Origin of the sequence: Micromonospora sp. MH33, assembly GCF_003013775.1 — a bacterium.
Classification (GTDB): domain Bacteria; phylum Actinomycetota; class Actinomycetes; order Mycobacteriales; family Micromonosporaceae; genus Micromonospora; species Micromonospora fulviviridis.
On the sequence record NZ_MUYZ01000072.1, the window covers coordinates 1 to 24,760 of the forward strand.

Genomic DNA, 24,760 nt, shown 5'->3' on the forward strand with positions numbered 1-24,760 from the left:
GCCGCCGAGCCTGCGGGCGCGCCTGTTCGGGGCCGACCCGGAGCCCGCCCCGCCACCGCTGGTGGTCGGGCGCGGCGGCCGGGACGGCGAGTCGGTGCCCCTGGCGACGCTGCTCAGCCTGCGTCTCGAGGCGGGCGACGACTGGCGCTGACCCGCGCTGGCCGCTGGTCGGCCCGCTGCCGCGGCACGCCCCGGGTGGACCGCCGCTCCACCCGCCGCCACCAGCAGCGCTGCACGACCAGGGTGAGCAGGCCCGCCAGCACGATGGCGGCCAGGTTGATCACGAGTTGGAGGGCGGAGCCGGCCGCCTCGTGCCACACCCCGTAGGCGGCCGCGACCGCCACGTTCGCCGCCGCCGGCACGGTGGTCACCGAGATCAGCACGCCGACCAGCGAGCCGGACTTCTTCGAGGTCAGCGAGAGCATGCCGGCGATCCCGGCGAGCAGGCCGACCACCCAGGAGAGCGCGTCCGGGCGCCAGATGAAGTCGGTGAGCGGCCGGTCGGCCAGCAGCATGTCCCGGCTGACCAGCCCGGCGGCGGTGAGCGCCCAGGTGCTCAGCACGGTGACCAGCATGGCGGCGACGAAGCCGACCACCAGGGCCTGCACCGAGCGGCCGATGATGTGCGGCTGCCGGCGCAGCAGCGCCACGCAGAGCGCGGCGAGCGGGCCGAACTCGGGGCCGACCACCATCGCGCCGACGATCAGGATGGGCTGGTCGAGCAACACGCCGATGCCGGCGATCATGGTGGCCACGGTGATCAGCGCCAGGAAGGTGCCGGTGAGCACGGTCTGCTCGCCGGTCTTCGCGGCGATCTCGTCCCAGACCACGGCGTCCTCGCCGTGGCCGGGGGCGTCGGCCGCGGCCTTGTCCGCCTGCGCCGACAGGGTCAGCTCCACGTCGTCGGCGGAGATGCCGCCCCGCGCGTCCACGTCGAGTTCCTGGAGGCGGTGCAGGACCTGGTCGGCGCTCTCCCGGACGACGTCGCAGAGGATCAGGTCGCCGGCGGGCTGGCGGGCGGCGCCGGGGATGACCGCGAGGTGGGTGACGCCCGGGGTCTCCGCGAGCAGGTCCGCCACGGCCGCGGACCGGTCGGTCGGCGCGATGATCCGCAGGTGCAGCACGTGTCTCCCCCTCGCCGGGCCCGGGCAGCCGCCGAGTCTACTGGCCGGTACCCGATCTCCACCGGCCCGACATGACCCACCGGCGGACAGGCCGCGTCCTCCCGGCTGGTCCGTCGGTTTATTGAGGGGGAAACCCCGGCGGATTCCCTTATCCGGCCTTTGCCGGCCTTGACCTGACCTGCCGGGAGAGCGTGGAGGTGGCACCGGTGCCGACGTCTGCTGTGCTCAGCCCGCCCGCACCCGCGGCCCTGGGGCGGCGGGTGCGCCCGGACCGGCGCAAACGCGTACTCGACGTGGTGGCGGCGCTGATCCTGCTGTTCCTGGCGGCGCTGGTGGCCACACCCACCGGGGGCGACCGATGAGCCAGACCATCCACTTGTCCGCGCCCGACGTCGGGCCGCTGGAGGAGGCGTACCTGATCGCCGCGCTCCGCTCGGGCTGGGTCGCGCCGGTCGGACCGGACCTGGAGGCCTTCGAGCGCGAGATCGCGGAGCGGGTCGGCACCCGGGGAGCGGTCGGGGTCAGCTCCGGCACGGCGGGGCTGCACCTGGCCCTGCTCGGGGTCGGCGTGCGGCCGGGTGACGTCGTCGTGGTCTCGACGCTGACCTTCGTGGCGACCGCCAACGCGGTCCGGTACACCGGCGCGCGTCCGGTCTTCGTGGACTGCGACCCGCAGACCGGCAACCTCGACGTGCCGCTCACCGCCGACCTGCTCCGCCGCCTGCGGGCGCGCGGTGAGCGGGTCGGCGCGGTCGTTCCGGTCGACCTCTTCGGGGCCTGCGCCGACTACTCCGCGCTGGAGCCGGTCTGCGCCGAGGCCGGGGTGTCGATCGTGGAGGACGCGGCCGAGGCGCTCGGTGCCACGCACGCCGGACGCGCCGCCGGCTCCTTCGGGCAGGTGGGTGTGCTCTCGTTCAACGGCAACAAGATCATCACCACCTCCGGCGGCGGGATGATCGTCTCCGACGACACCGCCCTGCTCGCCCGGGCCCGCCACCTGTCCACCCAGGCCCGGGAGCCGGCCCGGCACTACGAGCACCGGGAGACCGGCTACAACTACCGGCTGAGCAACCTGCTGGCCGCGCTGGGCCGCGCGCAACTGCGCCGCCTCGACGGGATGATCGGCCGCCGGCGGCAACTTCGCGACCGGTACGCCAAGCTCTTCGCCCCGGTCCCCGGGGTCACCCTGATCGGCGCCGACGACGCGGCGGCCAACTGCTGGCTGACCAGCCTCGTGGTCGACCCCGAGCGCTCCGGCTGGCAGGCCCGGGAACTCGCCGACCACCTCGCCGAGCGGGGCGTCGAGACCCGTCCGGTGTGGAAGCCGATGCACCTCCAGCCGGCGTACGCCGACGCGGAGAGCTGCCTCACCGGTGCCGCCGACCGCCTGTTCGCCAACGGGCTGACGCTGCCCAGCGGAAGCGCGCTCACGGAGTCCCAGATCGGCGTCGTCCTGGGCGCGATCGACGAGTTCCTGGCCGACCGCACCGGATCGGCCGCCCGCTGACGGCCAGGTGTCCCGCCGCGGAAGCCGCGGCGGGACACCGACCGGGACGGTCAGCGGCGCGCCCCCGCGGCGGCCTTGGTGAGGATGTCCTCGAACTGGTCCACGCCCACCGACAGCGACATCCGGTCGAGGTAGACCTGTCGGGCCCGTGCCCCCAGCTCCGCCCGGGCCGCCGGCGCCAGCGCCGCCGCCGTGGCGAACCGCGCGGCGAGCGCCCTCGGGTCCTCCGGGGCGGCCACCAGCCCGACCCCGGCCGAGCCGATCAGCGCGGCCGCGTCGCCGCCCACCGACCCGATCACCGGCACCCCGCAGGCCAGCGCGGCCTGCAGCTTGGACGGGATGGTGCCGGCGAGCGCCGGAAGGTCGCGCAGGCAGACGAGCTGCCAGTCGGCGGCGGCGTAGAGGTCCGCCATCCGGTCGGCGGGCTGCCGGCCGACGAAGCGTACGTTGTCGGCGCCCAGCCCGGCGGCGAGCCGGCGGGCGGCGTCCTCGTCGGCGCCGGAGCCGACCAGGACCAGGTCCATCCGGTCCCGCACCAGCGCGGCGGCCCGGATCGCCGTCTCGATGCCCTGGAGCAGGCCGAGGTTGCCGGCGAACATCACGGTGCACCGCCCCCGGTGCCCGATCGCCGCCCGCGCCTCCGCCGACGCCGGCACCGGCCGGAACAGCCCGTCGTCGGTCCAGTTCCACACCACCCGTACCCGGTCGGGGTCCGCGCCCTGCCGGACCACCAGGTCGGCCATGGTCGGCGAGATCACCACGACGGCGGCGGCCACCCGGTACGCGGCGCGCATGAGCCGGGCCAGGCCACCGGCGAACGCGCGGCTGGCCCAGCCCGTCGGCGCCATCCCCGAGTGCAGCACGGACTCGGGCCAGAGGTCCTGGACGTGCAGCACGACCGGGGTTCGTCGGGCGATGCGGTGCAGGGCGGCCGCGGCGACGGTGGTGGGCGGCGGGTGGTAGACGTACGTCACGTCGACGCCGCGCAGGGTGCTCACCCCGGCGAGGGTGCTGGTGGCGGCGAAGGAGGCGAAGCTGAGCACCCGCCGCGCGGCGGAGGTGTCGTGGCTGGGGTAGGACGGCACCCGCCGGACCCGCACCGATCCCTGCTCCTCACGGTGCCGCCACCGCTGCCGCCATCCGGGATAGGTACGGCCGTGCGGATAGCTGGGGAACGTGGTGAGGACCCGGACCTCGTGCCCCCGCTCGGCGAGTCCCTGGGCCAGGTTCCCCGGGATGAAGACGCCCTCCGGCGGATACCACTGGCTGACCAGTCCGATCCTCACGCCGGCACCGCCACCCGGGGCGTCAGGTCCACCGGCTCGGCCCAGGTGTCCGGCCGGGCCGGGTCGAACAGCTCGTTGGTCCAGAAGAGCGTGACCAGTTCGTCCGAGCCGGTGTTGACGATCTTGTGGACCCACATGGTCGGCATGTCGACCAGCACCGGCTCGTTCCCGGACACCGGGAACCGCAGCACCTCGCCGTCGCCGACCCGGCGCAGGCAGATGTCGGCGGTGCCGCGCAGCACCACGAACCGTTCCACCTTGGCCAGGTGGAAGTGCTCGCCGCGGGTGACGCCCGGCAGGGTCGTCGAGCAGAAGGTCTGTCCCGCTCCCCCGTGCGCCCGGACCGCCTCGACCAGTTCGCCGCGGGCGTCGGCCCGCCGGGTCAGCGGCATCGGGTAGTGCGCCGGGAAGCAGTGCGAGCGGTAGGTGTTGAACAGCCGGACGTGGTGCCGGTCGGGCAGCGCCGGGATGTCCCCGGCCCGGTAGCCGGTGGCCATCGTGGTGAGCCGGTCGGCGAGTTCCCGGACGCCGATCCGCAGCGCGGGAAGCGCCGGGTCCCACGAGCCGCCGGCCGGGACGCCGGCGAGCCGCGCCGCCGCGTCCGTGACGTGCACCAGGTCGAGCTGCCGGTCCTGGTGGACCTCCGGCCGGCCGCCCTCGGTCAGGACCCGGCAGAACGTGGCGACCACGGAGTTGTAGAACGGTCGGCCGTGCTCGCCGTACAGGTTGGGCAGCGGCACGTCGTCGAGGGGCAGGCCGGTGTCCGCCAGCACGGCCGCCGCGGCGGCCTTGCCGTCGCCGTACGGGGTGCCGTTGCCGGCCTGCACCGAGTTCGCGTAGACCACGCCGCCGGGCGGGACGGCCGCGGCCCGCAGCCCGTCGGCCAGCGCGACCGCCAACCGGACGTTGCCGGCCGCCACCTCGGTCGGGTCGTCGGCCCGGTTCACCCCGGCCAGGTGCAGTACCCGGTCGACGCCGCTCACCCTGGCGGCGACCCTCGCCGGGTCGGCGAGGTCGGCCCGGGTGAGGATGACCGGCTCCGGCCAGTCCAGGGCGCGCAGCAGCACCCGGACGTGCCACCCGAGGAAGCCGCCGGCCCCGGTGAGGGCCAGCCTCAACATGCCAGCGCCGGATCCCGCAGCGCGAGCTCCGCGCGCACCTCGGGCAGCGTGCGCAGCAGGTCCATGATCTGGGGTACACCGAGCCGGGGCGCGTTGGCGGAGTTGAAGTCCTCGATCGGGCCGGCGCCGATCTCACCCTCGGAGACGTAGAGGGCGTAGTTGAGGTCACGGGCGTCGACCGGCACCCGGAAGAAGTCGCCGAAGTCCTCCGCCTGGATCAGCTCCTCGCGGGTGGCCAGCGTCTCGTCCGGCTTCTCGCCGTGCCGCAGGCCGATCAGGTCGAGCTTGACCGGCACGTCGAAGAGGCGGCAGACCGCCTCGGCCAGATCGCCGATGGTGCAGGCGGCCGCCTTGCGGATGAAGATGTCCCCGGCCTGTGCGTGCTGGAACGCATGCTCGACGAGGTCGACCGAATCCTCCAGGGACATCAGGAACCGGGTCATCTGCGGGTCGGTGACGGTCGGCGCGCGACCCGCCTTGATCTGCTCGATGAACAGCGGAATGACCGAGCCCCGCGAGTACATGACGTTGCCGTAGCGGACGCAGCTCACCGTGGTCGGGCTGTCCGGGAGGTTGCGGGCGTGGGCCTGCGCCACCTTCTCCATGAGGGCCTTGCTCATGCCCATGGCGTTGACCGGGTAGACGGCCTTGTCGGTGCTGAGCAGCACGACGTTGCTCACTCCGTTGGCCTCGGCGGCCTCGACCACGTTCGCGCTGCCCAGCACGTTGGTCCGGATGGCCTCGAGAGGGAAGAACTCGCAGGAGGGCACCTGCTTGAGCGCCGCGGCGTGGAACACGTAGTCCACGTCCCGGCAGGCCCGCGCCACCGAGTCGAGGTCGCGCACGTCGCCGACGTAGTAGCGCACCCGGCTCTCGCCGACGGTCTGCCGCATCGCGTCCTGCTTCGCCTCGTCGCGGCTCAGCACCCGTACCTCGCCGACGTCCTGGGTGAGCAGGCGGCGCACCATCGTCTGACCGAAGGAGCCGGTGCCACCGGTGATCAACACCCGGCACCCGGCAGGAAGGACAGTCACAGAAACCCGCTCCTCGTTACTCGGCCGCGACCTTGAACTACCTGACAGGGCCAACGAGGCGATACCGGACGAAGAAACGGAAACAGGCATAAACCAGACGAAGGTCCCTCAGCGTACGGCCTGACTGACCAGCGTGCGGAGCCGGGGCGCGCACGTCCGCTCCCAGGACAACTCCGCGCGGGCCGCCGCCGCGTGCCGGTCCGCGGCCACGCACACCTCGTCGGCGTCGTCCAGCAACCGCCGCACGCCCTGCGCGAAGGCCTCGGGCCGGCGGGGGTCGGCGAGCACGCCGACCATGGAGCGGGTCACGAAGCGCCGGGTCGCCGGGAGGTCCGAGGCCACCACGGCCAGCCCGACGGTGGCGTACTCGTAGAGCTTGGTGCTGACGCAGAGGGCCGCCTGACCGACGTCCTGCAGCGCCGACACGCCGATCCCGCAGCTCGCCAGGAGCCGGCCGACCTCGTGCGGCGGCATCGGGTCGAGCAGGACGAGGTTCGCGGGTGTACCGTGCCGGCGCAGCAGTCCCTCGAAGGCCCGCCGGGCCGCGGCCGAGGGGAACCGCCGCACCACGAGGAACTCCACCTCCGGCGCGACCCGCGCCAGCTCGTGGGCCAGGCCGACGATGACCTCGGCGCCGAACATCGAGGTGAGGGTGCCGGTGTGCACCACCCGGCGCAGCAGCTCCGGGACGAGCGGCCGGGGCGCGTCGCCGAGCAGCGCGTCCGCCGGGTAGTTCGGGGTGACCGAGGTGGGGATGCCCCAGCCACGGAACCGGTCACCGAGTTCCTCGGTGGCGACGTTCGCCCCGGCCAGCACCGAGGCGTACCGGCGTTCGACACCGGTGATCACGCGGTGGGCGGGCCGGCGCAGCAGCCGCGGGCCGGGCAGTCGCCCGGAGTAGTACTCGGGGTAGTACTCGTGGACGTCGTAGAGCACCGGCCGACCGGTCCGGCGGGCCCACCGGCGTGCCCGTGGCAGCAGGTAGAAGTCGTGGATGTGCCAGCCGTCGGGATCCGCCCGGCGGGCCAGCTCGGCGACCCGCGGCACCAGCCGGATCCGCTCCCGGAACGACGTCGGCGCGGGGAGCCGGGTCTCCCGGACGCGGTCGTGGGGCTGGGACTCCCCCGGCTCCCCACCGAGCCAGATGAAGTGGACGTCGAACCCGGCGTCGAGCACCGACTGCGCACACCGGAGGATCCGCTGGTCGCCCACCGGATGGACGGTCGGCACACAGACGGTGCGATGCAGCGCGGGTGCGGTCGGCGCACGTAGCTGCCATCGATCGGTTCTGATCTGGCCGTTCGGCACGTCCATGTGTCTCCCTGCTTCGGCGAGGCCCGTGTTCAGGTGGTGGCGATCGACCCGTCCAGGAACGGACGCAGGGCCTCGGCCGCCGCTGTGCCGTCATGCCACCGGGCGACGAACGCGGGGCCGGCCGCCGCGATGTCCGCGTAGGCCGCCGGGTCGGCGAGAATCTCCTCCATGACCGCCGCGAAGCGGTCCGGTGGCGCGTCCACGATCGGTGGCTGGTCCGGCATGAGGGCCCGAGTGGGCGGATCGACGTAGCCGATGACGAGACGCGCCGCGGCCATGGCCTCGACAGCGGCCACCCCGTAGCTGCCCGTCAGGATCTGGTCGACCACGATGTCGGCGCCGGCCACCAGTTCGGGCATGGCGGCGTGAGCGACCGTCTCCGGAGCCAGATAGCGGATGCGGCCACGGGTCGCGAGGTCCCGCAGGACGGGGTCGATGATCTGGGTGCCCTTGATCGGCGGGACGGTACGACTGGGGCGGTGGAGCACCGTCGGGGGCCGGGCCGTCAGGGCCGGGCGTGGCGTGCACCAGTCGGAGACCGCGATGGACACGGGCAGCCAGGTAGCCCACGGCGCGTCGAGAAGCAGGTCGGGTGTACTGACGAAGAGTGGGACTCCGAGGTCCGCGGCGATCGTCCGATGACGACGGGCGAGCCCCCGAGCGAGGTCCACCCACTCCCGGGGAGCGGTGGCGTAGTACGAGAACGGATTCCGCTGGATGTGGGCATCCGGGTCGCGGAGGTCGGTGCCGTGCGAGATCAGTGCCACCCGCAGGCCCTGGCGGGCCAGCAGCCGGACGTCCTCGCCGAGATCCGACCTGCCCACCCGGCCGTACACCGGCAGGAAGCCGTCCACCGCGACGTGGGTGGCACCCCGCAGGACGCGCCGCATCCGCCGGCTCCGCCCCCACGGCGTGGTCATGCGCGGATGCGGCAGCCGGTGGTCGGCGTGGAACGACAGTCCGCGCCCGGGCCGCAGGCGGGGACGTTGTTCCACCGCGAACGAGACCGCGGACCCGCCCAGGCGGCGTTCGACCGCGCGAGCCCAGTGATGCGCCTGTCCCGCGTAGTTCGCGGGCCCGACAGCCAGGCGCCAGCGCGTGGACAGGTCCGCCGAGGGAGCTGCGCTCAGCTGTTCCCGCCGGCGACTGGACAGGCTCATCGGCTGGCTCCCGACGTCACGGGCGTGACCTCGCTGTCGCTCGACAGCCCCGAGGGCTTCGGCGTGCCCTCGGGGCCGCCCGGCCGGTACCGGTAGAGCCAGCGGGCGGCGAAGCCGAGCAGAACCGCGGTCAACGCGACCGCCAGCGCCATGGAGACGGGTTGCGGGAGGTGCCCCCTGGCGACCAGGAGAACCGGATAGGCGACACCGACCAGGAGCAGGTAGCTCCGGATGGAGCCGGCCCAGCTCCGCAGGCTCGAGCCGGCCAGGCGCAGCGACCAGCCCACATAACCGATGCTGATCGCCAGGCCGCTGAAGGAGTACGCGCCGATCCCGACCATGGCGGAGCCGATCAGAAGCCCGGACGCGAGCGAGCCCAGTCGAAGCGCGGTCTCCAGGCCCGACAGCAGCAGCAGGCTGCGGAGCCTGTCCTTGACCGTCATCAGCGTGCTGAGCGGCGACGACACGAACGAGGCAGCGAGCCAGGGTGCGAGCAGGGCCGAGATGGAACCGGCGTTCCGCCACTCGGCGCCGAAGGCGAGCACGTACAGCTCCGGACCCAGCAGGAGAACGAATCCGAAGGTCGGTACCGAGAGGAACACCAGACCGGTGGTGACCCGCTCCACGGCAAGCCGGACGTCGCCGCCGTCCCGCTCCAGAGCGGCGATCTTGGGAAAGAAGACGCTGCCGACCGCCTGCCCGATCAGGGCGGCCGGCAGGGTCAGCAGGCGGGTCGCGAACGCGAAGAGCCCGGAGAGCGTCACTCCGTAGCAGACCGCCACCACCGGTGCGACGGCTCCGACGCTGATCATGTTCAGCAACGCCGGCGGACTTGTCAGCAGGGCGAAGCGCCGCCACTTCACGGTCGCCGACCACCACTCGGAGGCGGAACGGACGCCGAGTACGCCCGAGCGGCGCAGCAGCGCCACCGAGTACCAGGCGCGTCCCGCCACGTAGCCCCCCGTCAGGCCGGTCGCGCCCGCGCCCAGTGGCGCAGCCACGAGCTGCCCGACGCCCTGCACCGCGGCGCCCAGCACGGTCGCCCCGCTGACCGCCGCGAATCTCTCCCGACGACTCTGGAGCATTCGGGCGGCCGCCGACGTGCCGAGTGTCGCCACCATGGCGGGCACCAGCCACACACCTGCCCCGGCACCGAAAGCGGACCACCGGTGGCCGGTCACCACCAGGTGGATCACCAGGACTGCCAGCATGGCAACGGCAACCAGCACGCTGGCGATGACAGCGGTGGCCGTGAGCACCACGGCTTCACGCTCGTCCTCGGCAAGCGGAACCGCCATCTCCAGGCGGAGGGTGGCCGCCGTCGCGACGATCAGGGCGAGCGAGAGCGCGATCGAGAACTCGCCGAACTCCCTCGGTGGGTAGAGGCGAGCCAGGAACACGGAGGTCAGCATCGCGATGCCCTGGGCCAGGGCGGTGCTGATCGCGAGATGGGACACGTGCCGGTAGAAGGGAGACGCCCCGGCACCGGAGTGGCGTCGCAGCACTAACTCCTCCTCGCTCCGACGAGGAGGGCTCGCGGGCCGGCAACCTGATCGTCGGCCCGGACCCACGGGCTGCCAGCCGGCCTCCGGTCGGTTGGCCGGTCGCCTCGCGACGGGCACATCCGGTAGAGGAGCCAGGCCTGGGCCGAGGCCTGGCCCAGCAGCATCCACCACCAGGGCGAGGCGAGGATCGAGCTGGCAGCGAGACCGCTCGCGGCGAACCCGGCAAGTCCGAGGCCGGTCGCCATGCGCAGGTCGAACGCCTCCGCCCGGTGCGCCGCAGCGGCCGTCCGCCGTAGCGTGACGTGCACCAGCACCACGATGACGGCGAACAGCGGAAGAAGTGCCGGCAGGCCGAATTCGGCGGCGATCTCGGCGAAGCTGTTGTGCGCCATCGTCGTGCCGCCCAGATCGACCTGCTGCCACTGACCGGCGAGCAACTCGAACGAACCGGCCCCACGCCCGAGGAGTCCGGAGCTGACGAACAGCCGCCAGCCCAGCAGCGTCAGATTGACCCTCATCCGGTCGGAGGCGCGCAGACTGTCGTTCTCCTCGAAGGGGGACGTGAACTGTCCCAGCACGCGTTGCCCCGGCTCGCTCGCGGCGGCGAGCGACAGACCGATCCACGCGGCGAGACCGAGCACCAGCACCGGCACCGCCACCGGCCGCTGGCGCAGGCTCGCCGCCCGGCCGAACCACCACACCGCCACGGGGCCGACCACCAGCGCGCCCAGGAAGCCCGTGCGGCTCTGCGTGGCCACGATCAGGACGATCCAGAAGACGATGAGTCCCGCGTGCAGGACGCGGATCAGCGTCGACCTCGCGACGATGCCGCCCCAGACGAGGAAGGGGAGGCAGGTCAACAGGAATCCGGCGTAGTTGTTGGGGTTGTAGAAGGTGCTGGCGGTGAGGGTCGCGTCGGGGCCGCCGAGGGCTGCCGCGTCCGAGAGGTGGCGTCCCGATTGCAGTTCCCAGACCGCGATCGCTCCCGTGACCAGGAACGCCACGGTCCAGCCCAGGCGCAACGTGGCGACACCGGTGCGTGAACCACCGGAGAAGGCCAGCACGCAGAGCCCCGCCGCGAACGCGTAGGAGATCGAGCCGATCTTCCGGAGCCCGGTGTCCGCGTCCACGGTCCAGAAGAGCGAGACGGGCAGCCACAACGCCCAGGTCACCGCCAGCCACATGAAGAGCCTGGGCACCACGACGGTGGCCGTCCGCGGCCTGACCAGCAGCAAAAACGCCGGCACGACGGCAAGTACGACGACGACCCGGTAGAGATTCGGGAAGGTGGCCGGAGAGAGATCGATGGTGGCGTAGGCGCCCAGCGCCGCCAGAACCGGGAGCAGCGCCAGCAGCAGCCGCACCTTGCCGAGCTCGGGCGGTGACGCGGAGGTGTCGCCGCTGCCGGGAGCCGTCAGCGCGGTCACCGTTTCACGCCGGTCGTTCTTACCGCCGCGGCAAGGGGCCCGATCGGGATTGCCGGATGCTGATCCATGGCTTCCTCTGTCGCGACGATTGACGGTTGTCGAGCCCCGCGACCGGATGAACGTGAACGAGGCACGTCATCGGCGCGGTGCGGCGGGACCACAGTCACCCAAACGAACAAAGGTGCGCGAGGGTTACTTGATCACCGCGTCCCGCCGCCGGCGTCCTGCCCGTACGCCCCGCCGATCGCCTCCGGATGTGGTGAGCTGTACGGGTGGCGGGACTGGGTCTGGTGCTGCACCCCACCGGGGACGTCTCCGAGGTGGTCGGGATCATCGAGCGGTGGGCGTCGCGCCACCGCAAGACGCTGCTGGTCCGTGCCGAGGACGGGCACCGGGTGCCGTCCTGCGTCGAGCCCGTCCCCGCGGACGAGCTGGCCGTCCGCGCCGACGCCCTGATCAGCATCGGCGGCGACGGGACCATGCTGGGCGCGCTGCGCATGGCGGTGCGCGACCCGAAGCCGGTGCTCGGCGTGCACCTGGGCCGGCTCGGCTTCCTCGTGGAGGTCGAGCCGCCGGACCTGCCGGACGCGCTGAGCCGGCTCGCGGCGAAGGACTTCACCGTCGAGTCGCACGCCTGCCTCGCCTGCGACGTGTGCGGCGACGACGTGGTGGCCTTCAACGACATCGCGCTGGTGCGCCAGCCCGGCTCCGGGTTCGTCACCGCCACCCTCGCGGTGGACGGCCAGCGGTACGGCTACTACCGCTGCGACGCGCTGGTGGTCAGCACGCCGACCGGCTCGACGGCGTACAGCTACGCGGCGGGCGGCCCGCTGATCTCGCCGGCGGCGGACGCCGTGGTGGTGACCCCGTCGGCGCCGATGGCGGGCATCTCCCGCTCGGTGGTGCTCGCCCCGGAGGAGAGCATCCGGCTCGACCTCCAGCCGCACTCGGCGGCGGTCGCCGTCGAGATGGACGGGCTGGTGATCAAGGAGGCGGCGACGGAGGGGGCGGTGCAGATCCGCTACCGCCGGGACGCCGGCCGGGTGGTCCGCTTCGACCCGCAGCGCTACCAGGAACGCAACCAGCTCAAGCTGAGCCTGCTCGACCTGCCGTTCCTGCCCGACCAGCTCCGCGAGCTGCTCCCGGAGGAACTGCGCCGGGAGCGCGACCAGCGGGAGCTGGAACCGCCCTGTTGACCGGGGCGGCGGCCCCGGCCGTCAGACCCGGATGCCGGCCCACTGGTGGTGCCGGCGGACCGTGGAGAGGATGAAGTCGACGACCCGGCGGGAGGTGTCCGGCACGCGGTAGTCCGCCGGGCAGGGCACGCCCTCCGCGGCGACCTGGTCGACCGCGACCCGCACCGCCTCCACCACACCGTGCGGGTCCAGCCCGGTCATGAGGATCCCGCCGGCGTCGAGCGCCTCGGGCCGCTCGATCGACTCGCGCAGGGTCACCGCGGGGAAGCCGAGGATGGCGGCCTCCTCGCTGATGGTGCCGCTGTCGGACAGCGTGCACCGCGCGCTGGTCTGCAGGCGTACGTAGTCGATGAGGCCGAACGGCTCGTGGAAGGCGATGCCCTCCAGCGCGGTGTCGTCGACCGCGAGAGCCTCCAGGGCCTTCCGCGTGCGGGGGTGGGTGGAGACCAGCAACGGCAGGCCCCACTCGTCGCGGACGGCGCGCAGGCAGTCGAGCAGGCGGTGCAGCCGGTCCGGCCGGTCGACGTTCTCCTCCCGGTGCGCGCTGACCACGAAGTACCCGCCCGGCGCCAGCTCCAGCCGGTCGAGGACCGTGGACCCGTCGATGTCGGCGCGGTAGTGCTCCAGCACCTCCCGCATCGGCGAGCCGGTGTGCAGGATCCGCCGCGGGTGCAGGCCCTCGGCGAGCAGGTTGCGCCGGGCGTGCTCGGTGTAGACCAGGTTGAAGTCAGCCACGTGGTCGACGAGCCGGCGGTTGGTCTCCTCCGGCACGTTGAGGTCGAAACACCGGTTGCCGGCCTCCATGTGGTAGACCGGCACCCGCATCCGCCGGGCCATCAGCGCGGCGATGCAGCTGTTGGTGTCGCCGAGCACCAGCAGCGCGTCCGGCCGGTACGCGGCGATGGCCTCCTCGACGCCGACCAGGACCCCGCCCAGCACCCGGCCCAGCGAGGCGGTGTCGACGCCGAGGAACCGGTCCGGCCGGCGCAGCCGCAGCTCGGTGAAGAAGATGTCGGAGAGGGTCGGGTCCCAGTTCTGCCCCGTGTGCACGAGCACGTGCTCGACCGTGCGGTCCAGCCGGTCCATCACCCGGGACAGCCGGATGATCTCCGGTCGGGTGCCGACCACCGTCATGACGCGGGTCATGGCCCGTCCCCTCGCCTCGGGCCGGCGGCGTGACGCCGGCGCGCACCGCCGCCACGCACGAGCACGCCACGGCACCTCCCCCGGAGCAACGAGACGGCTGCGGGGGAGGTTGTGCGTGCGCGGTGCGGGATCCTGTCAGGCCCGCTTGAGCACCCCGGAGACCAGCGCCTTCGCCTCGTCCTGGATCCGGGCGAGGTGGTCCGGGCCCCGGAACGACTCGGCGTAGATCTTGTAGACGTCCTCGGTGCCCGACGGCCGGGCGGCGAACCAGCCCGACGCGGTGCTCACCTTGAGGCCGCCGATCGGCGCCCCGTTGCCCGGCGCCGTGGTGAGCGTCGCGGTGATCGGCTCGCCGGCCAGCTCGGTGGCGGTCACCTGCTCGGGCGACAGCTTGGCCAGCACCGCCTTCTCCTCCCGGCTGGCCGGGGCGTCGATCCGGGCGTACGCGGGCGCGCCGAAGCGCTCGGCCAGCTCGGCCCAGTGCTGGCTCGGGGTCTTCCCGGTGGTGGCGATGATCTCCGAGGCGAGCAGGCAAAGCAGGATGCCGTCCTTGTCGGTGGTCCAGGTGCTCCCGTCGCGGCGCAGGAAGGAGGCGCCGGCGCTCTCCTCGCCGCCGAAGCCGACCGCCCCGTCGAGCAGGCCGGGCACGAACCACTTGAAGCCGACCGGCACCTCCAGCAGCGGGCGGCCCAGGTCGGCGGCCACCCGATCGATCATCGAGGAGGAGACCAGCGTCTTGCCGACCGCCGCCGCCGGCCCCCACCGCTCCCGGGTCCGGAACAGGTGGCCGATGGCCACGGCCAGGTAGTGGTTGGGGTTCATGAGGCCGCCGTCGGGCGTGACGATGCCGTGCCGGTCGGCGTCGGCGTCGTTGCCGGTGGAAACCCCGAACCGGTCGCGGGCCGCGATCAGCGAGGCCATCGCGTTCGGCGACGAACAGTCCATCCGGATCTTGCCGTCGCCGTCCAGGGTCATGAACCGCCAGGTCGGGTCGACCGTCGGGTTGATCACCGTGAGGTCGAGGCGGTGCCGCTCGGCGATCTCCCCCCAGTACGCCACGCTCGCCCCGCCCATCGGGTCGGCGCCGATGCGCACCCCGGCGTCCCGGATCGCGGCCACGTCCAGCGCGGCGGGCAGGTCGTCGACGTACCGGGCGAGGAAGTCGTACTCCCCGGTGGTGTCGGCGGCGCGCGCCCGCGCGTACGGGATGCGCTTCACCTCCTTGAGCCCGGCGGCGAGGATGCTGTTCGCGCGGTCCTGGATCCACTTCGTGACGTCGCTGTCGGCGGGACCGCCGTGGGTCGGGTTGTACTTGAAGCCGCCGTCGTCGGGCGGGTTGTGCGACGGGGTGATCACGATGCCGTCGGCGAGCCCGGCGGTGCGGCCCCGGTTGTGGGTGAGGATGGCGTGCGACAGCGCGGGCGTGGGCGTGTAGCCGTCCCGGCTGTCCAGCAGCACGGTGACGTCGTTGGCGGCGAGCACCTCCAGCGCGCTGGCCTCCGCCGGGGCGGAGAGCGCATGGGTGTCCCGGGCGAGGAAGAGCGGGCCGGAAAGGCCCCGCTCCCGCCGGTAGTCGCAGAGCGCCTGGGTGACGGCGAGGATGTGGTCCTCGTTGAAGGCGTTGCGCAGGCTCGACCCGCGGTGTCCGGACGTGCCGAAGGAGACCTGCTGCGCCGGGTCGCCCGGATCAGGGTGCCCGGCGTAGTAGGCGGTGACCAGCCGGGGCACGTCGACCAGGTCGGCGGGCTCGGCGGGCTGGCCGGCACGGGGGTGGGCCACGGTGGGAACCTCCTTGCGGTGTGCGGGTGGATCAGGGCTCGACGCGCTGGCCCTTGCCGATGACGACGATGCCGTTGTCGGAGACGGTGTAGCGCTGGCGGTCCTTCTCCAGGTCGACGCCGATCTCGGCGCCCTCGGGAACGTAGACGTTCTTGTCCAGGATGGCCCGGCGGACGACCGCGTGCCGGCCGATCTCGACGCCCTCCATGAGCACCGCGCCGTCCACGTGCGCCCAGGAGTGCACCTTCACCCGCGGGGCCACGATCGAGTTCTCCACCAGCGAGCCGGAGATCACCGACCCGGGCGACACCATCGAACTGACCGCGCGGCCGACCCGCTCGCCCCAGGCGTGCACGAACTTGGCCGGCGGGTACGGCGGCTGGTTGCTGTAGATCGGCCAGTGGAAGTTGTAGAGGTTGAACACCGGGTGGACGTTGGTGAGGTCCATGTGGGCGTCGTAGAACGAGTCGAGGGTTCCCACGTCCCGCCAGTAGCCGCGGTCGCGGTCGGTGCTGCCCGGCACCTCGTTGTCCTTGAAGTCGTAGACGTTGGCCTCGCCCCGCTCGACCAGCATGGGGATGATGCTGCCGCCCATGTCGTGCTTGCTGGTCTTGTCCTCGGCGTCGCGCTCGACGGCCTCGCAGAGCGCCTTGGTGCTGAAGACGTAGTTGCCCATCGAGGCGTAGATCTGGTCGGGGGCGTCGGGCAACCCCACGGCGTCGGTGGGCTTCTCGCGGAACGCCCGGATCCGCCGGCCGTCCTCACCGACCTCGATGACGCCGAACTGGTCGGCCATCGACAGTGGCTGCCGGATGCCGGCCACGGTGACCGCGGCGCCCGAGGCGATGTGGTCCTCCACCATCTGCCGCGGGTCCATCCGGTAGATGTGGTCGGCGCCGAAGACGATCACGTGGTCCGGCTGCTCGTCGTTGATCAGGTTGAAGCTCTGGTAGATCGCGTCGGCCGAGCCGGCGAACCACCACGGGCCGCGGCGCTGCTGCGCCGGCACCGGGGTGACGTAGTTGCCGAGCATCGTCGACATCCGCCACGTCTGCGTGATGTGGCGGTCCAGCGAGTGGGACTTGTACTGGGTGAGCACGACGATCTTGAGATATCCGGCGTTGGCCAGGTTGGAGAGGACGAAGTCGACCATGCGGTACATCCCGCCGAAGGGGACGGCCGGCTTCGCCCGGTCGGTGGTGAGGGGCATCAGGCGCTTGCCCTCCCCGCCGGCCAGGACGATCGCGAGCACCTTGGCAGCCATGCTCAGACGCTATCCATCCCGCCCCGACTTCACCACTCGTACGGGCACGTTTCCGCACCCGGTGCGGCCGGGGAAAGCACGCTAGGGTGCCGGTCATGAGCGATTCCGCCCGGCTGCGTGTCGACCTGCTCACCCGCGAGTACCCGCCGGAGGTCTACGGCGGCGCCGGGGTGCACGTCGAGTACCTCGCGCGCGAGCTGCGCCGCCTCACCGACGTGCGGGTGCACTGCTTCGGCGCGCCCCGCGACGAGCCCGGCGTCACCGCGTACGCCGAGCCGGCGGCGCTGGCCGGCGCGAACGCCGCGCTGCGCACCATGGGCGTCGACCTGGAGATGGCCGCCGGCGCGGCCGGCACCGACGTGGTGCACAGCCACACCTGGTACGCCAACCTGGCCGGGCACACCGCGAAGCTGCTGCACGGGGTGCCGCACGTGGTCACCGCGCACAGCCTGGAGCCGCTGCGCCCGTGGAAGGCCGAGCAGCTCGGCGGCGGCTACGCGCTCTCCTCCTGGTGCGAGCGGACCGCGTTCGAGGCCGCCGACACGGTCATCGCGGTGAGCGAGGGGATGCGGCGGGACGTGCTGACCGCGTACCCGGAGGTCAACCCCGACCGGGTGCGGGTCGTCTACAACGGCATCGACACCGCGCAGTACGCCCCGGACCCCGGCACCGACGTGGTGGACCGGCTCGGCATCGACCCGGCCCGTCCCAGCGTGGTCTACGTCGGCCGGATCACCCGGCAGAAGGGCCTGCCGTACCTGCTGCGGGCGGCCCGGGAGCTGCCCGGCGACACCCAGCTCGTGCTACTGGCCGGCGCCCCGGACACGCCGGAGATCGCCGCCGAGGTGGAGGGCCTGGTCGCCGAGCTGCGGGCCGGCCGCTCGGGCGTGATCTGGATCGCCGAGATGCTGCCCAAGCACGAGGTGATCCAGGTGCTCACCCACGCCACCATCTTCGTCTGCCCGTCGGTCTACGAGCCGATGGGCATCGTCAACCTGGAGGCCATGGCCTGCGAGACCGCCGTGGTGGCCACCGCCACCGGCGGCATCCCCGAGGTGGTCGCCGACGGCGAGACCGGGCTGCTGGTGCCGATCGAGCAGGCCGGCGACGGCAGCGGCCGGCCGCTGGACCCGGAGCGCTTCGTGGCCGACCTGGCGGCGACGATCAACGACCTGCTGGCCGACCCGAAGCGGACGGAGGAGTTCGGTCTCGCCGGCCGCCGCCGGGCCGTCGAACATTTCTCCTGGGACACCATCGCGCAGCGGACGCTGGAGGTGTACCGGTCGGTGGGCGCGGCCGGCTGACCCGAGCGCGAAGCGATCTCGCGCAGTAGGTTGAACCGGTGACTGGACGGTTCCCGATCGAAGACGTCTCCCCCGTCGTCTCCTGCGGTCGCCACCCGGCCAAGGCGGTGGTCGGCGAGGTCGTGCCCGTGTCGGCCCGCGCCTACCGCGAGGGCCACGACGCGCTCGGCTGCAACGTGGTCTGGCTGGGCCCGGACGGCGCCGCCCGCCCGTTCACCCGGATGCGCCCCGGCGAGCCGGGCCAGGACCGCTGGCACGCCACCATCCGCCCCGACGCGGTCGGCGCCTGGCGGTTCACCGTGGAGGCGTTCCAGGATCCGTACCTGACCTGGCAGAACGCCGTCACCAAGAAGCTCGCCGCCGGCCAGGGCCCGGCCGAGCTGGCCAACGACCTGGCCGAAGGCGCCCGGGTCCTGGAAGCCGCGCTCGACCTCGTGCCGAGGGCCGACCGGGAGCGGGTCCGGGCCGCGGTGGCCGTGCTGCGCGACGACGACGAGGAACTGCCCCGCCGGGTCGGCCCGGCGCTCGACCTGGCCCCGCTGCTCTGGGACCACCCGGTCCGCGAGCTGGTCACCACCGGCGACGAGCACACCCTCTGGGTCGACCGGCCGCGGGCGCTCTTCTCCGCCTGGTACGAGTTCTTCCCCCGCTCCGAGGGCGCGATCCCGGCCACCGTCGACGCGCCGGCCCGCTCCGGCACCTTCGTCACCGCCCTGGACCGGCTGCCCGGCGTCGCCGCCATGGGCTTCGACGTGCTCTACCTGCCGCCGATCCACCCGATCGGCCGGGTCAACCGCAAGGGCCCGAACAACGCGCTCACCGCCGGGCCGGACGATGTCGGCTCGCCGTGGGCGATCGGCGCCGCCGAGGGCGGCCACGACGCCATCCACCCCGACCTGGGTACGCCGGAGGACTTCCGCGACTTCATCGCCGCCGCCGCCGAGCAGGGCCTGGAGGTGGCGATGGACCTGGCGTTGCAGTGCGCCCCGGACCACCCCTGGGTGACCGAGCACCCGGAGTGGTTCACCACCCGGGCCGACGGCAGCATCGCGTACGCGGAGAACCCGCCGAAGAAGTACCAGGACATCTACCCGCTGAACTTCGACAACGACCCGGAGGGCATCCGGGCGGAGATCCTGCGGGTGGTGCTGCACTGGGTCGGCGAGGGCATCCGGATCTTCCGGGTCGACAACCCGCACACCAAGCCGTTCGACTTCTGGCACTGGCTGATCTGGGAGGTCAAGAAGGTCGACCCGGACGTGCTCTTCCTCGCCGAGGCGTTCACCCGCCCGGCGATCATGCACGGCCTCGGGAAGATCGGCTTCACCCAGTCGTACACCTACTTCACCTGGCGCACGTCCGCCGCGGAGATGCGGGAGTACTGCGCCGAGCTGGTCGCGGCGGCCGACTACATGCGGCCCAACTTCTGGCCCAACACGCCGGACATCCTGCACTCCTCGCTCCAGCACGGCGGCCCACCGATGTTCAAGATCCGGGCGGTGCTGGCCGCGCTGCTCTCCCCCTCCTGGGGCATGTACGCCGGCTACGAGCTCTTCGAGCACGTCGCCCGCCCCGGCGCCGAGGAGTACCTGGACAACGAGAAGTACGAGCTGCGCCCCCGGGACTGGGCGGGCGCGCAGGAGCAGGGCCGCTCGCTCGCCCCGTTCATCGCCACCCTCAACCGGGTCCGCCGGGACAACCCCGCCCTGCACCGGCTGCGCAACCTGCGCTTCCACGACATCGACAACCCGGCGCTGCTCTGCTGGTCCAAGCACGACCCGGACACCGGCAACACGGTGATCGTGGTCTGCTCGTTCGACTCCCGGGCCGTGCAGTGGGGCAACACGACCCTGGACATGCCGGCCCTCGGCTTCGACTGGCACGAGCGGTTCACCGTGCACGACGAGCTGACCGGCGCCGACTACGACTGGGGGCAGCGCAACGCGGTGCGGCTCGACCCGTACCTGCAACCCGCGCACGTGCTCACGGTGCGGCGGCCGGCGCCGCCGGCCGAGCCCGAGGCCGCGCCGCCGGCCCCGGCGGCGCCCGACCTGACCGTCGCAGACGTACCCGCCGACCTCTCCGGCGGCACCGCCCCGACCGCACCGGCCGCGAAGGACGACGCACGATGGACCAGCTGATCGCCGGCGAGGCGCACGACCCGCACGCCACGCTCGGCGCGCACCCCGCCGACGGGCGCACCACCATCCGGACCCTGCGCCGGGGCGCGGCCGACGTGGCCGTGCTCGCCGGCGACGAGCGGCACCCCATGAAGCGGGTGCACGACGTGGGGGTCTTCGAGGCCGTGCTGCCCGGCGAGGTGCTCGACTACCGGGTCGAGGTGGACGGCGCGGTGCACGACGACCCCTACCGCTACCCGCCCACCCTCGGCGAGCTGGACCTGCACCTGATCGGCGAGGGCCGGCACGAGCGGCTCTGGGAGGCGCTCGGCGCCCGGGTGTTCGACGAGGGCGTGGCGTTCACCGTCTGGGCGCCCAACGCCCGCGGGGTGCGGGTGGTCGGCGACTTCACCGGCTGGGGGCCGGACGACGGCTGGCCGATGCGATCGCTCGGTTCGAGCGGGGTGTGGGAGATCTTCGTGCCCGGCGCGTCGGTCGGCAGCCGGTACAAGTACCGGGTCCTCGGCTCCGACGGGCACTGGCGGGACAAGGCCGACCCCCTCGCGGCCCGCGCCGAGGTGCCGCCCGCCACCGCCTCCGTGGTGCACCACTCCCGGTACGCCTGGGGCGACGCCGACTGGCTCGCCCGGCGCGCGCGGCGGCAGCCGCACCAGGAGCCGATGAGCGTGTACGAGGTGCACCTCGGCTCCTGGCGCCCCGGCCTCGGCTACCGAGAGCTGGCCGAGCAGCTCACCGCGTACGCCACCGAGCTGGGCTTCACCCACGTGGAGTTCCTGCCCGTGATGGAGCACCCGTTCGGCGGCTCCTGGGGCTACCAGGTCACCGGCTACTACGCCCCCACCGCCCGGTTCGGCGACCCCGACGAGTTCCGCCACCTGGTCGACCGGCTGCACCAGGCCGGCATCGGCGTGATCCTCGACTGGGTGCCGGCGCACTTCCCCAAGGACGAGTGGGCCCTCGCCCGCTTCGACGGCACCCCGCTCTACGAGCACCCCGACCCGCGCCGCGGCGAGCACCCCGACTGGGGCACGTACGTCTTCGACTTCGGCCGCCGCGAGGTGCGCAACTTCCTGGTCGCCAACGCCCTCTACTGGCTGGACGAGTTCCACGTCGACGGGCTGCGGGTCGACGCGGTCGCCTCGATGCTCTACCTGGACTACTCCCGCCAGGAGGGCCAGTGGGCGCCCAACGTGCACGGCGGCCGGGAGAACCTGGAGGCCATCGCGTTCCTCCAGGAGGTCAACGCCACCGTCTACAAGCACCACGCCGGGGTGGTGATGATCGCCGAGGAGTCCACCGCCTGGCCGGGCGTCACCCGCCCCACTGCCGAGGGCGGGCTGGGCTTCGGCTTCAAGTGGAACATGGGCTGGATGCACGACACCCTGCTCTACACCTCCAAGGACCCGATCTACCGGCAGCACCACCACCATCAGCTCACCTTCTCCCTGGCGTACGCCTGGAGCGAGAACTACGTGCTGCCGATCAGCCACGACGAGGTGGTGCACGGCAAGGGCTCGCTGGTCGGCAAGATGCCGGGCGACACCTGGCAGCGGCTGGCCAACGTCCGGGCGCTGCTGGCGTACATGTGGGCGCACCCGGGCAAGCAGCTGCTCTTCATGGGCTGCGAACTCGCCGACGACCGCGAGTGGAGCGAGGAACGCGGCCTCGACTGGTACCTGTTGCACGACCCGGCGCGCGCCGGGGTGCAGCGGCTGGTCGGCGACCTGAACCGGGCCTACCGGGCCACCCCGGCGCTCTGGACGCAGGACACCGACCCCGCCGGCTTCCGCTGGATCGCCGGGGACGACGTCGCCAACAACACCGTCTCGTTCATCCGGATCGCCCCCGACGGCCAGACCCTGGTCTGCGTGGCCAACTTCTCCGCGCTGCCGCTGGAGGGCTACCGGATCGGCCTGCCCGCCGGCGGCGCCTGGACCGAACTGCTCAACACCGACGCCCACCACTACGGCGGCTCCGGGGTGGGCAACCTCGGCACGGTGCACGCCGAGAGCGTGCCCTGGCACGGCATGCCGGCGTCGGCGGCGCTGCGCGTCCCGCCCCTCGCCGTCCTCTGGCTCCGCCCCGCCTGACCGAGCGGGGCCGGGGGCTCAGACCAGGCCGGCTTCGCGGAGGAGTTTCCAGAGGCCGGCGCCGTCGGGGGCGGCCAGCCACTTCTGGCCCACCGGGCCGGCGGAGGGGCGGCCCGGCGGGGTGGGCAGGCTGCCGGCGAGCACCGACTGGGTGGGCGAGAGGCGGCGGATCGCCACCCCGGCCACGTTGTCCGGGTGGGCGACGGCGAATTCCCGGTAGATCTCCTGGTCGTGCTGCCCGTCGTCGCCGATGAGCAGCCAGCGGACGTCGGGGAACTCCCGGGCCAGCCGGGCCAGGGTGGCCCGCTTGTGCTCCCGGCCGCTGCGGAACCACCGGTCGGCGGTCGGCCCCCAGTCGGTGAGCAGCAGCGGACCGGCCGGGTAGAGGTGCCGGGAGAGGAACCGGGTCAGCGTCGGCGCGACGTTCCAGGCGCCGGTGGAGAGGTAGAAGACCGGCGCTCCGGGGTGGGCGGTGACCAGGCGCTCGTACAGCACCGCCATGCCGGGGACGGCAGCCCGGGCGTGCTCGTCGAGGACGAAGGTGTTCCAGGCGGCGAGCAGCGGCCGGGGCAGCGCGGTCACCATGACCGTGTCGTCGATGTCGGAGAGGATGCCGAACCGGACCTCCGGGTCGAGGATGCGGACCAGCGCCTCCACCGGCTCGGCGTCGGCCACGCTCAGGCGTACGCAGCCCCAGCCCGGGGTGAAGTCGGCCTTGATGACGGTGTCGACGAAGCCGCTGCGGTCCGCGGTCGCCTCCTGGCTCACGCCGCCCGCCTCGATGGTGACCTTGGCGTATTTCGCGGGCAGGGTGGTGAAGCTGCGCCAGCCCCGGACCTTCTCCAGCCGGCCGCGCTGGCGGGTGTCGGGGCGCCCCAGCAGCACCCGGCAGAGCACCCGCGCCCAACCGGGAGCGCCGTACCCCGCGTACGCGATGATGTTGGCCTGCCACCCGGTGCGCCGCAGCCGGCGCTCCACCAGGCCGTGCAGGGCGTCCTCGATGCGGGCGGCCCGGTGCAGTTGCGGCACGGCCAGTTGGTCCGGTGGTGTGGGTGGCACGCTGTCACCCTGCCACAACCCGCGCGGGCCGGCCATGCGAGTGGTCTGCGCCGATCCACCCCGCCGCCCGGCGCCCGGCGTGACAGACTGCGGTCGGGGCGACGACGGGGGCGTTGGTCGTGTCGAGACCAGAGCGGGACCCGGAACGATGGCGTCCGGCGCTGGACCGGCCGGCGCTGGTGGCGATGCTGCTCGGCGCGGCCGGGGTCGGCTACCGGCTGGTGCTGACGCTGCTCACCCTGCCCACCTCGAACAGCGACGAGGCGACCTTCGGCCTGGCGGCCCTGCACATCGCCACCGGGCACGAGCGGCCGGTCTTCCTCTACGGCCAGCGCTACATGGGCATGCTGGAGTCCTACCTGGCGGCCCCGCTGGTGGGCTGGGCCGGGGCGAGCTGGCCGCTGCTGCGGCTGCCGCTGCTGGCGCTCTACGCGGTCTTCCTGTGGCTGGCGTACCGGTTGACCCGCCGGCTCTTCTCCCCCTGGCTGGCCACCTTCGTGGTGGGCCTGCTGGCGCTCGGCTCCGAGCGGGTGGTCCGCGACCAGCTCACCGCGGTCGGCGGCCGGCCGGAGGTGAAACCGGCGGTGCTGGCGATGGTCCTGATCGCGGTCACCCTCGGCGAGCGCCGGGTCCGGCACCGCTGGCTGGCCACCGGCCTGTTCGGGCTGCTGGCCGGGGTGGCGCTCTGGTCGGACTGGCTGATCGTGCCCTACCTGGCGGTGGCCGGGTTGCTGCTGCTCTGGGCGGCGCCCCGGGACCTGGTGGGCTGGCCGGGGGTGCTGCTGGCGGTGGGCTTCGTGCTCGGGGTCGCGCCGATGGTGAAGGACAACCTGGTCGCGCCGGAGGGGCAGGACTCGCTGTCGGTGTTCCGGGCGATCAGCACCAAGGACGGCGCGACGCCGTCGGTGGCCGAGCGGCTGCACGGCGGCCTGCTGGAGGGGGTGCCGCTGGCCTCCGGGCTCTGCCCGATGGACGGCTGCGCCCGCTGGGCGCAGTGGTTCGGGCTGCTCTACCCGGTGCTGCTGGTGGCCGCCGCCGGGCTCGGGCTGGTCGCGTTCCGCCGGGCCACGGAGCCCGCCGCGCGGACCCGGGCCGTGGCGGTCCTCGCCCTGCTCGCCGGGGCGGCGCTGACCCTGCTGGCGTACGTGCGCAGCCCGCTCGCCGCGACCGATCCGCTGGGCAACTCCCGCTACCTGTCGGTGCTCCAGATCTCGCTGCCGGCGGTGCTCTGGCCGCTCTGGCGGGCCGCCGCGCACGCGGTCCGGGCCACCGCGGCCGGGGCGGCCCGGCTCGAACTGCTCAC

The 24,760-nt window shown here is 73.1% G+C and carries 19 protein-coding genes; 7 read left to right on the top strand and 12 right to left on the bottom strand.

The features are described 5' to 3' along the window. Positions 1 to 113: 113 nt before the first annotated feature. A complete protein-coding gene (locus B0E53_RS14070; RefSeq protein ID WP_107076472.1) occupies positions 114 to 1,124 on the bottom strand; it encodes a DUF389 domain-containing protein in 1,011 nt (336 codons plus the stop codon). A 206-nt stretch (positions 1,125 to 1,330) separates the two neighbouring features. Between B0E53_RS14070 and B0E53_RS37550 the strand changes: the two genes are divergently transcribed. Continuing rightward, positions 1,331 to 1,486 carry a hypothetical protein gene (locus B0E53_RS37550; protein WP_168215315.1) on the top strand — a complete coding sequence of 52 codons (156 nt, stop codon included), beginning with the start codon at positions 1,331 to 1,333 and terminating at the stop codon, positions 1,484 to 1,486. Continuing rightward, positions 1,483 to 2,631, top strand: a complete 1,149-nt coding sequence (locus tag B0E53_RS14075; RefSeq protein WP_107076473.1) for an aminotransferase class I/II-fold pyridoxal phosphate-dependent enzyme — start codon at positions 1,483 to 1,485, stop codon at positions 2,629 to 2,631. Before B0E53_RS37550 ends, B0E53_RS14075 begins: the two co-directional genes overlap by 4 nt. 50 nt (positions 2,632 to 2,681) lie before the next feature. Here B0E53_RS14075 and B0E53_RS14080 read toward each other — a convergent pair whose 3' ends face one another. The 7 genes from B0E53_RS14080 to B0E53_RS14110 form a co-directional block, all read right to left on the bottom strand. Next, complete coding sequence (locus B0E53_RS14080; RefSeq protein WP_107076474.1) at positions 2,682 to 3,917, bottom strand: glycosyltransferase family 4 protein; 1,236 nt, start codon at positions 3,915 to 3,917, stop codon at positions 2,682 to 2,684. Beyond that, entirely contained in the window at positions 3,914 to 5,038 is a 1,125-nt protein-coding gene (locus tag B0E53_RS14085; protein ID WP_107076475.1) for an SDR family oxidoreductase, read from the bottom strand. Before B0E53_RS14085 ends, B0E53_RS14080 begins: the two co-directional genes overlap by 4 nt. Continuing rightward, positions 5,032 to 6,072 (bottom strand): SDR family NAD(P)-dependent oxidoreductase, encoded by a 1,041-nt coding sequence (locus B0E53_RS14090; protein WP_281492857.1) that lies wholly within the window; start codon positions 6,070 to 6,072, stop codon positions 5,032 to 5,034. Before B0E53_RS14090 ends, B0E53_RS14085 begins: the two co-directional genes overlap by 7 nt. 108 nt (positions 6,073 to 6,180) lie before the next feature. Next, entirely contained in the window at positions 6,181 to 7,386 is a 1,206-nt protein-coding gene (locus tag B0E53_RS14095; protein ID WP_107076477.1) for a glycosyltransferase, read from the bottom strand. Positions 7,387 to 7,415: 29 nt separating this feature from the next. Next, positions 7,416 to 8,276 (bottom strand): hypothetical protein, encoded by an 861-nt coding sequence (locus B0E53_RS14100; protein WP_107076478.1) that lies wholly within the window; start codon positions 8,274 to 8,276, stop codon positions 7,416 to 7,418. 266 nt (positions 8,277 to 8,542) lie between these two features. Then, entirely contained in the window at positions 8,543 to 10,051 is a 1,509-nt protein-coding gene (locus B0E53_RS14105) for a lipopolysaccharide biosynthesis protein (protein ID WP_107076479.1), read from the bottom strand. Beyond that, positions 10,051 to 11,415 (bottom strand): O-antigen ligase family protein, encoded by a 1,365-nt coding sequence (locus B0E53_RS14110; RefSeq protein WP_146167666.1) that lies wholly within the window; start codon positions 11,413 to 11,415, stop codon positions 10,051 to 10,053. The genes B0E53_RS14105 and B0E53_RS14110 overlap by 1 nt, the downstream gene beginning before the upstream one ends. 335 nt (positions 11,416 to 11,750) lie before the next feature. Between B0E53_RS14110 and B0E53_RS14115 the strand changes: the two genes are divergently transcribed. Then, on the top strand, positions 11,751 to 12,674 hold the full coding sequence (locus tag B0E53_RS14115; protein WP_107076481.1) for an NAD(+)/NADH kinase: 924 nt from the start codon (positions 11,751 to 11,753) through the stop codon (positions 12,672 to 12,674). A 21-nt stretch (positions 12,675 to 12,695) separates the two neighbouring features. Here B0E53_RS14115 and wecB read toward each other — a convergent pair whose 3' ends face one another. The 3 genes from wecB to glgC form a co-directional block, all read right to left on the bottom strand. Beyond that, positions 12,696 to 13,820, bottom strand: coding sequence for a UDP-N-acetylglucosamine 2-epimerase (non-hydrolyzing) (gene wecB / locus B0E53_RS14120; protein ID WP_107076482.1), 1,125 nt, complete (start codon positions 13,818 to 13,820; stop codon positions 12,696 to 12,698). Between the two features lie 135 nt (positions 13,821 to 13,955). Next, positions 13,956 to 15,599, bottom strand: coding sequence for a phosphoglucomutase (alpha-D-glucose-1,6-bisphosphate-dependent) (gene pgm, locus B0E53_RS14125; RefSeq protein WP_107076483.1), 1,644 nt, complete (start codon positions 15,597 to 15,599; stop codon positions 13,956 to 13,958). Between the two features lie 31 nt (positions 15,600 to 15,630). Then, positions 15,631 to 16,863: a glucose-1-phosphate adenylyltransferase gene (gene glgC / locus B0E53_RS14130; RefSeq protein WP_107076484.1), complete on the bottom strand. Its 1,233-nt coding sequence runs from the start codon at positions 16,861 to 16,863 to the stop codon at positions 15,631 to 15,633. A gap of 95 nt (positions 16,864 to 16,958) precedes the next feature. On the opposite strand from glgC, the gene glgA reads away from it, so the two are divergent. The 3 genes from glgA to glgB are packed head-to-tail and all read left to right on the top strand — an operon-like array spanning position 16,959 to position 22,398. Further along, positions 16,959 to 18,167: a glycogen synthase gene (glgA, locus tag B0E53_RS14135; protein WP_107076485.1), complete on the top strand. Its 1,209-nt coding sequence runs from the start codon at positions 16,959 to 16,961 to the stop codon at positions 18,165 to 18,167. A 38-nt stretch (positions 18,168 to 18,205) separates the two neighbouring features. Beyond that, the gene (locus B0E53_RS14140) at positions 18,206 to 20,308 is read left to right on the top strand and encodes an alpha-1,4-glucan--maltose-1-phosphate maltosyltransferase (protein WP_107076486.1); all 2,103 of its coding nucleotides are present in this window, start codon (positions 18,206 to 18,208) and stop codon (positions 20,306 to 20,308) included. Continuing rightward, entirely contained in the window at positions 20,296 to 22,398 is a 2,103-nt protein-coding gene (gene glgB, locus B0E53_RS14145; protein ID WP_107076487.1) for a 1,4-alpha-glucan branching protein GlgB, read from the top strand. Before B0E53_RS14140 ends, glgB begins: the two co-directional genes overlap by 13 nt. Positions 22,399 to 22,416: 18 nt before the next feature. Here the strand turns inward: glgB and B0E53_RS14150 are convergent, their stop codons facing one another. Beyond that, a complete protein-coding gene (locus tag B0E53_RS14150; protein WP_107076488.1) occupies positions 22,417 to 23,493 on the bottom strand; it encodes a phosphatase domain-containing protein in 1,077 nt (358 codons plus the stop codon). Between the two features lie 83 nt (positions 23,494 to 23,576). Between B0E53_RS14150 and B0E53_RS14155 the strand changes: the two genes are divergently transcribed. Beyond that, positions 23,577 to 24,760 (top strand): hypothetical protein (locus B0E53_RS14155; RefSeq protein ID WP_107076489.1); only part of this gene is annotated, 1,184 nt, incomplete at its 3' end.

Coding starts and splice junctions, on each gene's coding strand:
- B0E53_RS14095 (WP_107076477.1), bottom strand. CDS start 7,386: ATGGACGTGCCGAACGGCCAGATCAGAACCGATCGATGGCAGCTACGT.
- glgC (WP_107076484.1), bottom strand. CDS start 16,863: ATGGCTGCCAAGGTGCTCGCGATCGTCCTGGCCGGCGGGGAGGGCAAG.
- B0E53_RS14150 (WP_107076488.1), bottom strand. CDS start 23,493: ATGGCCGGCCCGCGCGGGTTGTGGCAGGGTGACAGCGTGCCACCCACA.
- B0E53_RS14085 (WP_107076475.1), bottom strand. CDS start 5,038: ATGTTGAGGCTGGCCCTCACCGGGGCCGGCGGCTTCCTCGGGTGGCAC.
- wecB (WP_107076482.1), bottom strand. CDS start 13,820: ATGACCCGCGTCATGACGGTGGTCGGCACCCGACCGGAGATCATCCGG.
- B0E53_RS14075 (WP_107076473.1), top strand. CDS start 1,483: ATGAGCCAGACCATCCACTTGTCCGCGCCCGACGTCGGGCCGCTGGAG.
- glgA (WP_107076485.1), top strand. CDS start 16,959: ATGAGCGATTCCGCCCGGCTGCGTGTCGACCTGCTCACCCGCGAGTAC.
- glgB (WP_107076487.1), top strand. CDS start 20,296: ATGGACCAGCTGATCGCCGGCGAGGCGCACGACCCGCACGCCACGCTC.
- B0E53_RS14100 (WP_107076478.1), bottom strand. CDS start 8,276: ATGCGGCGCGTCCTGCGGGGTGCCACCCACGTCGCGGTGGACGGCTTC.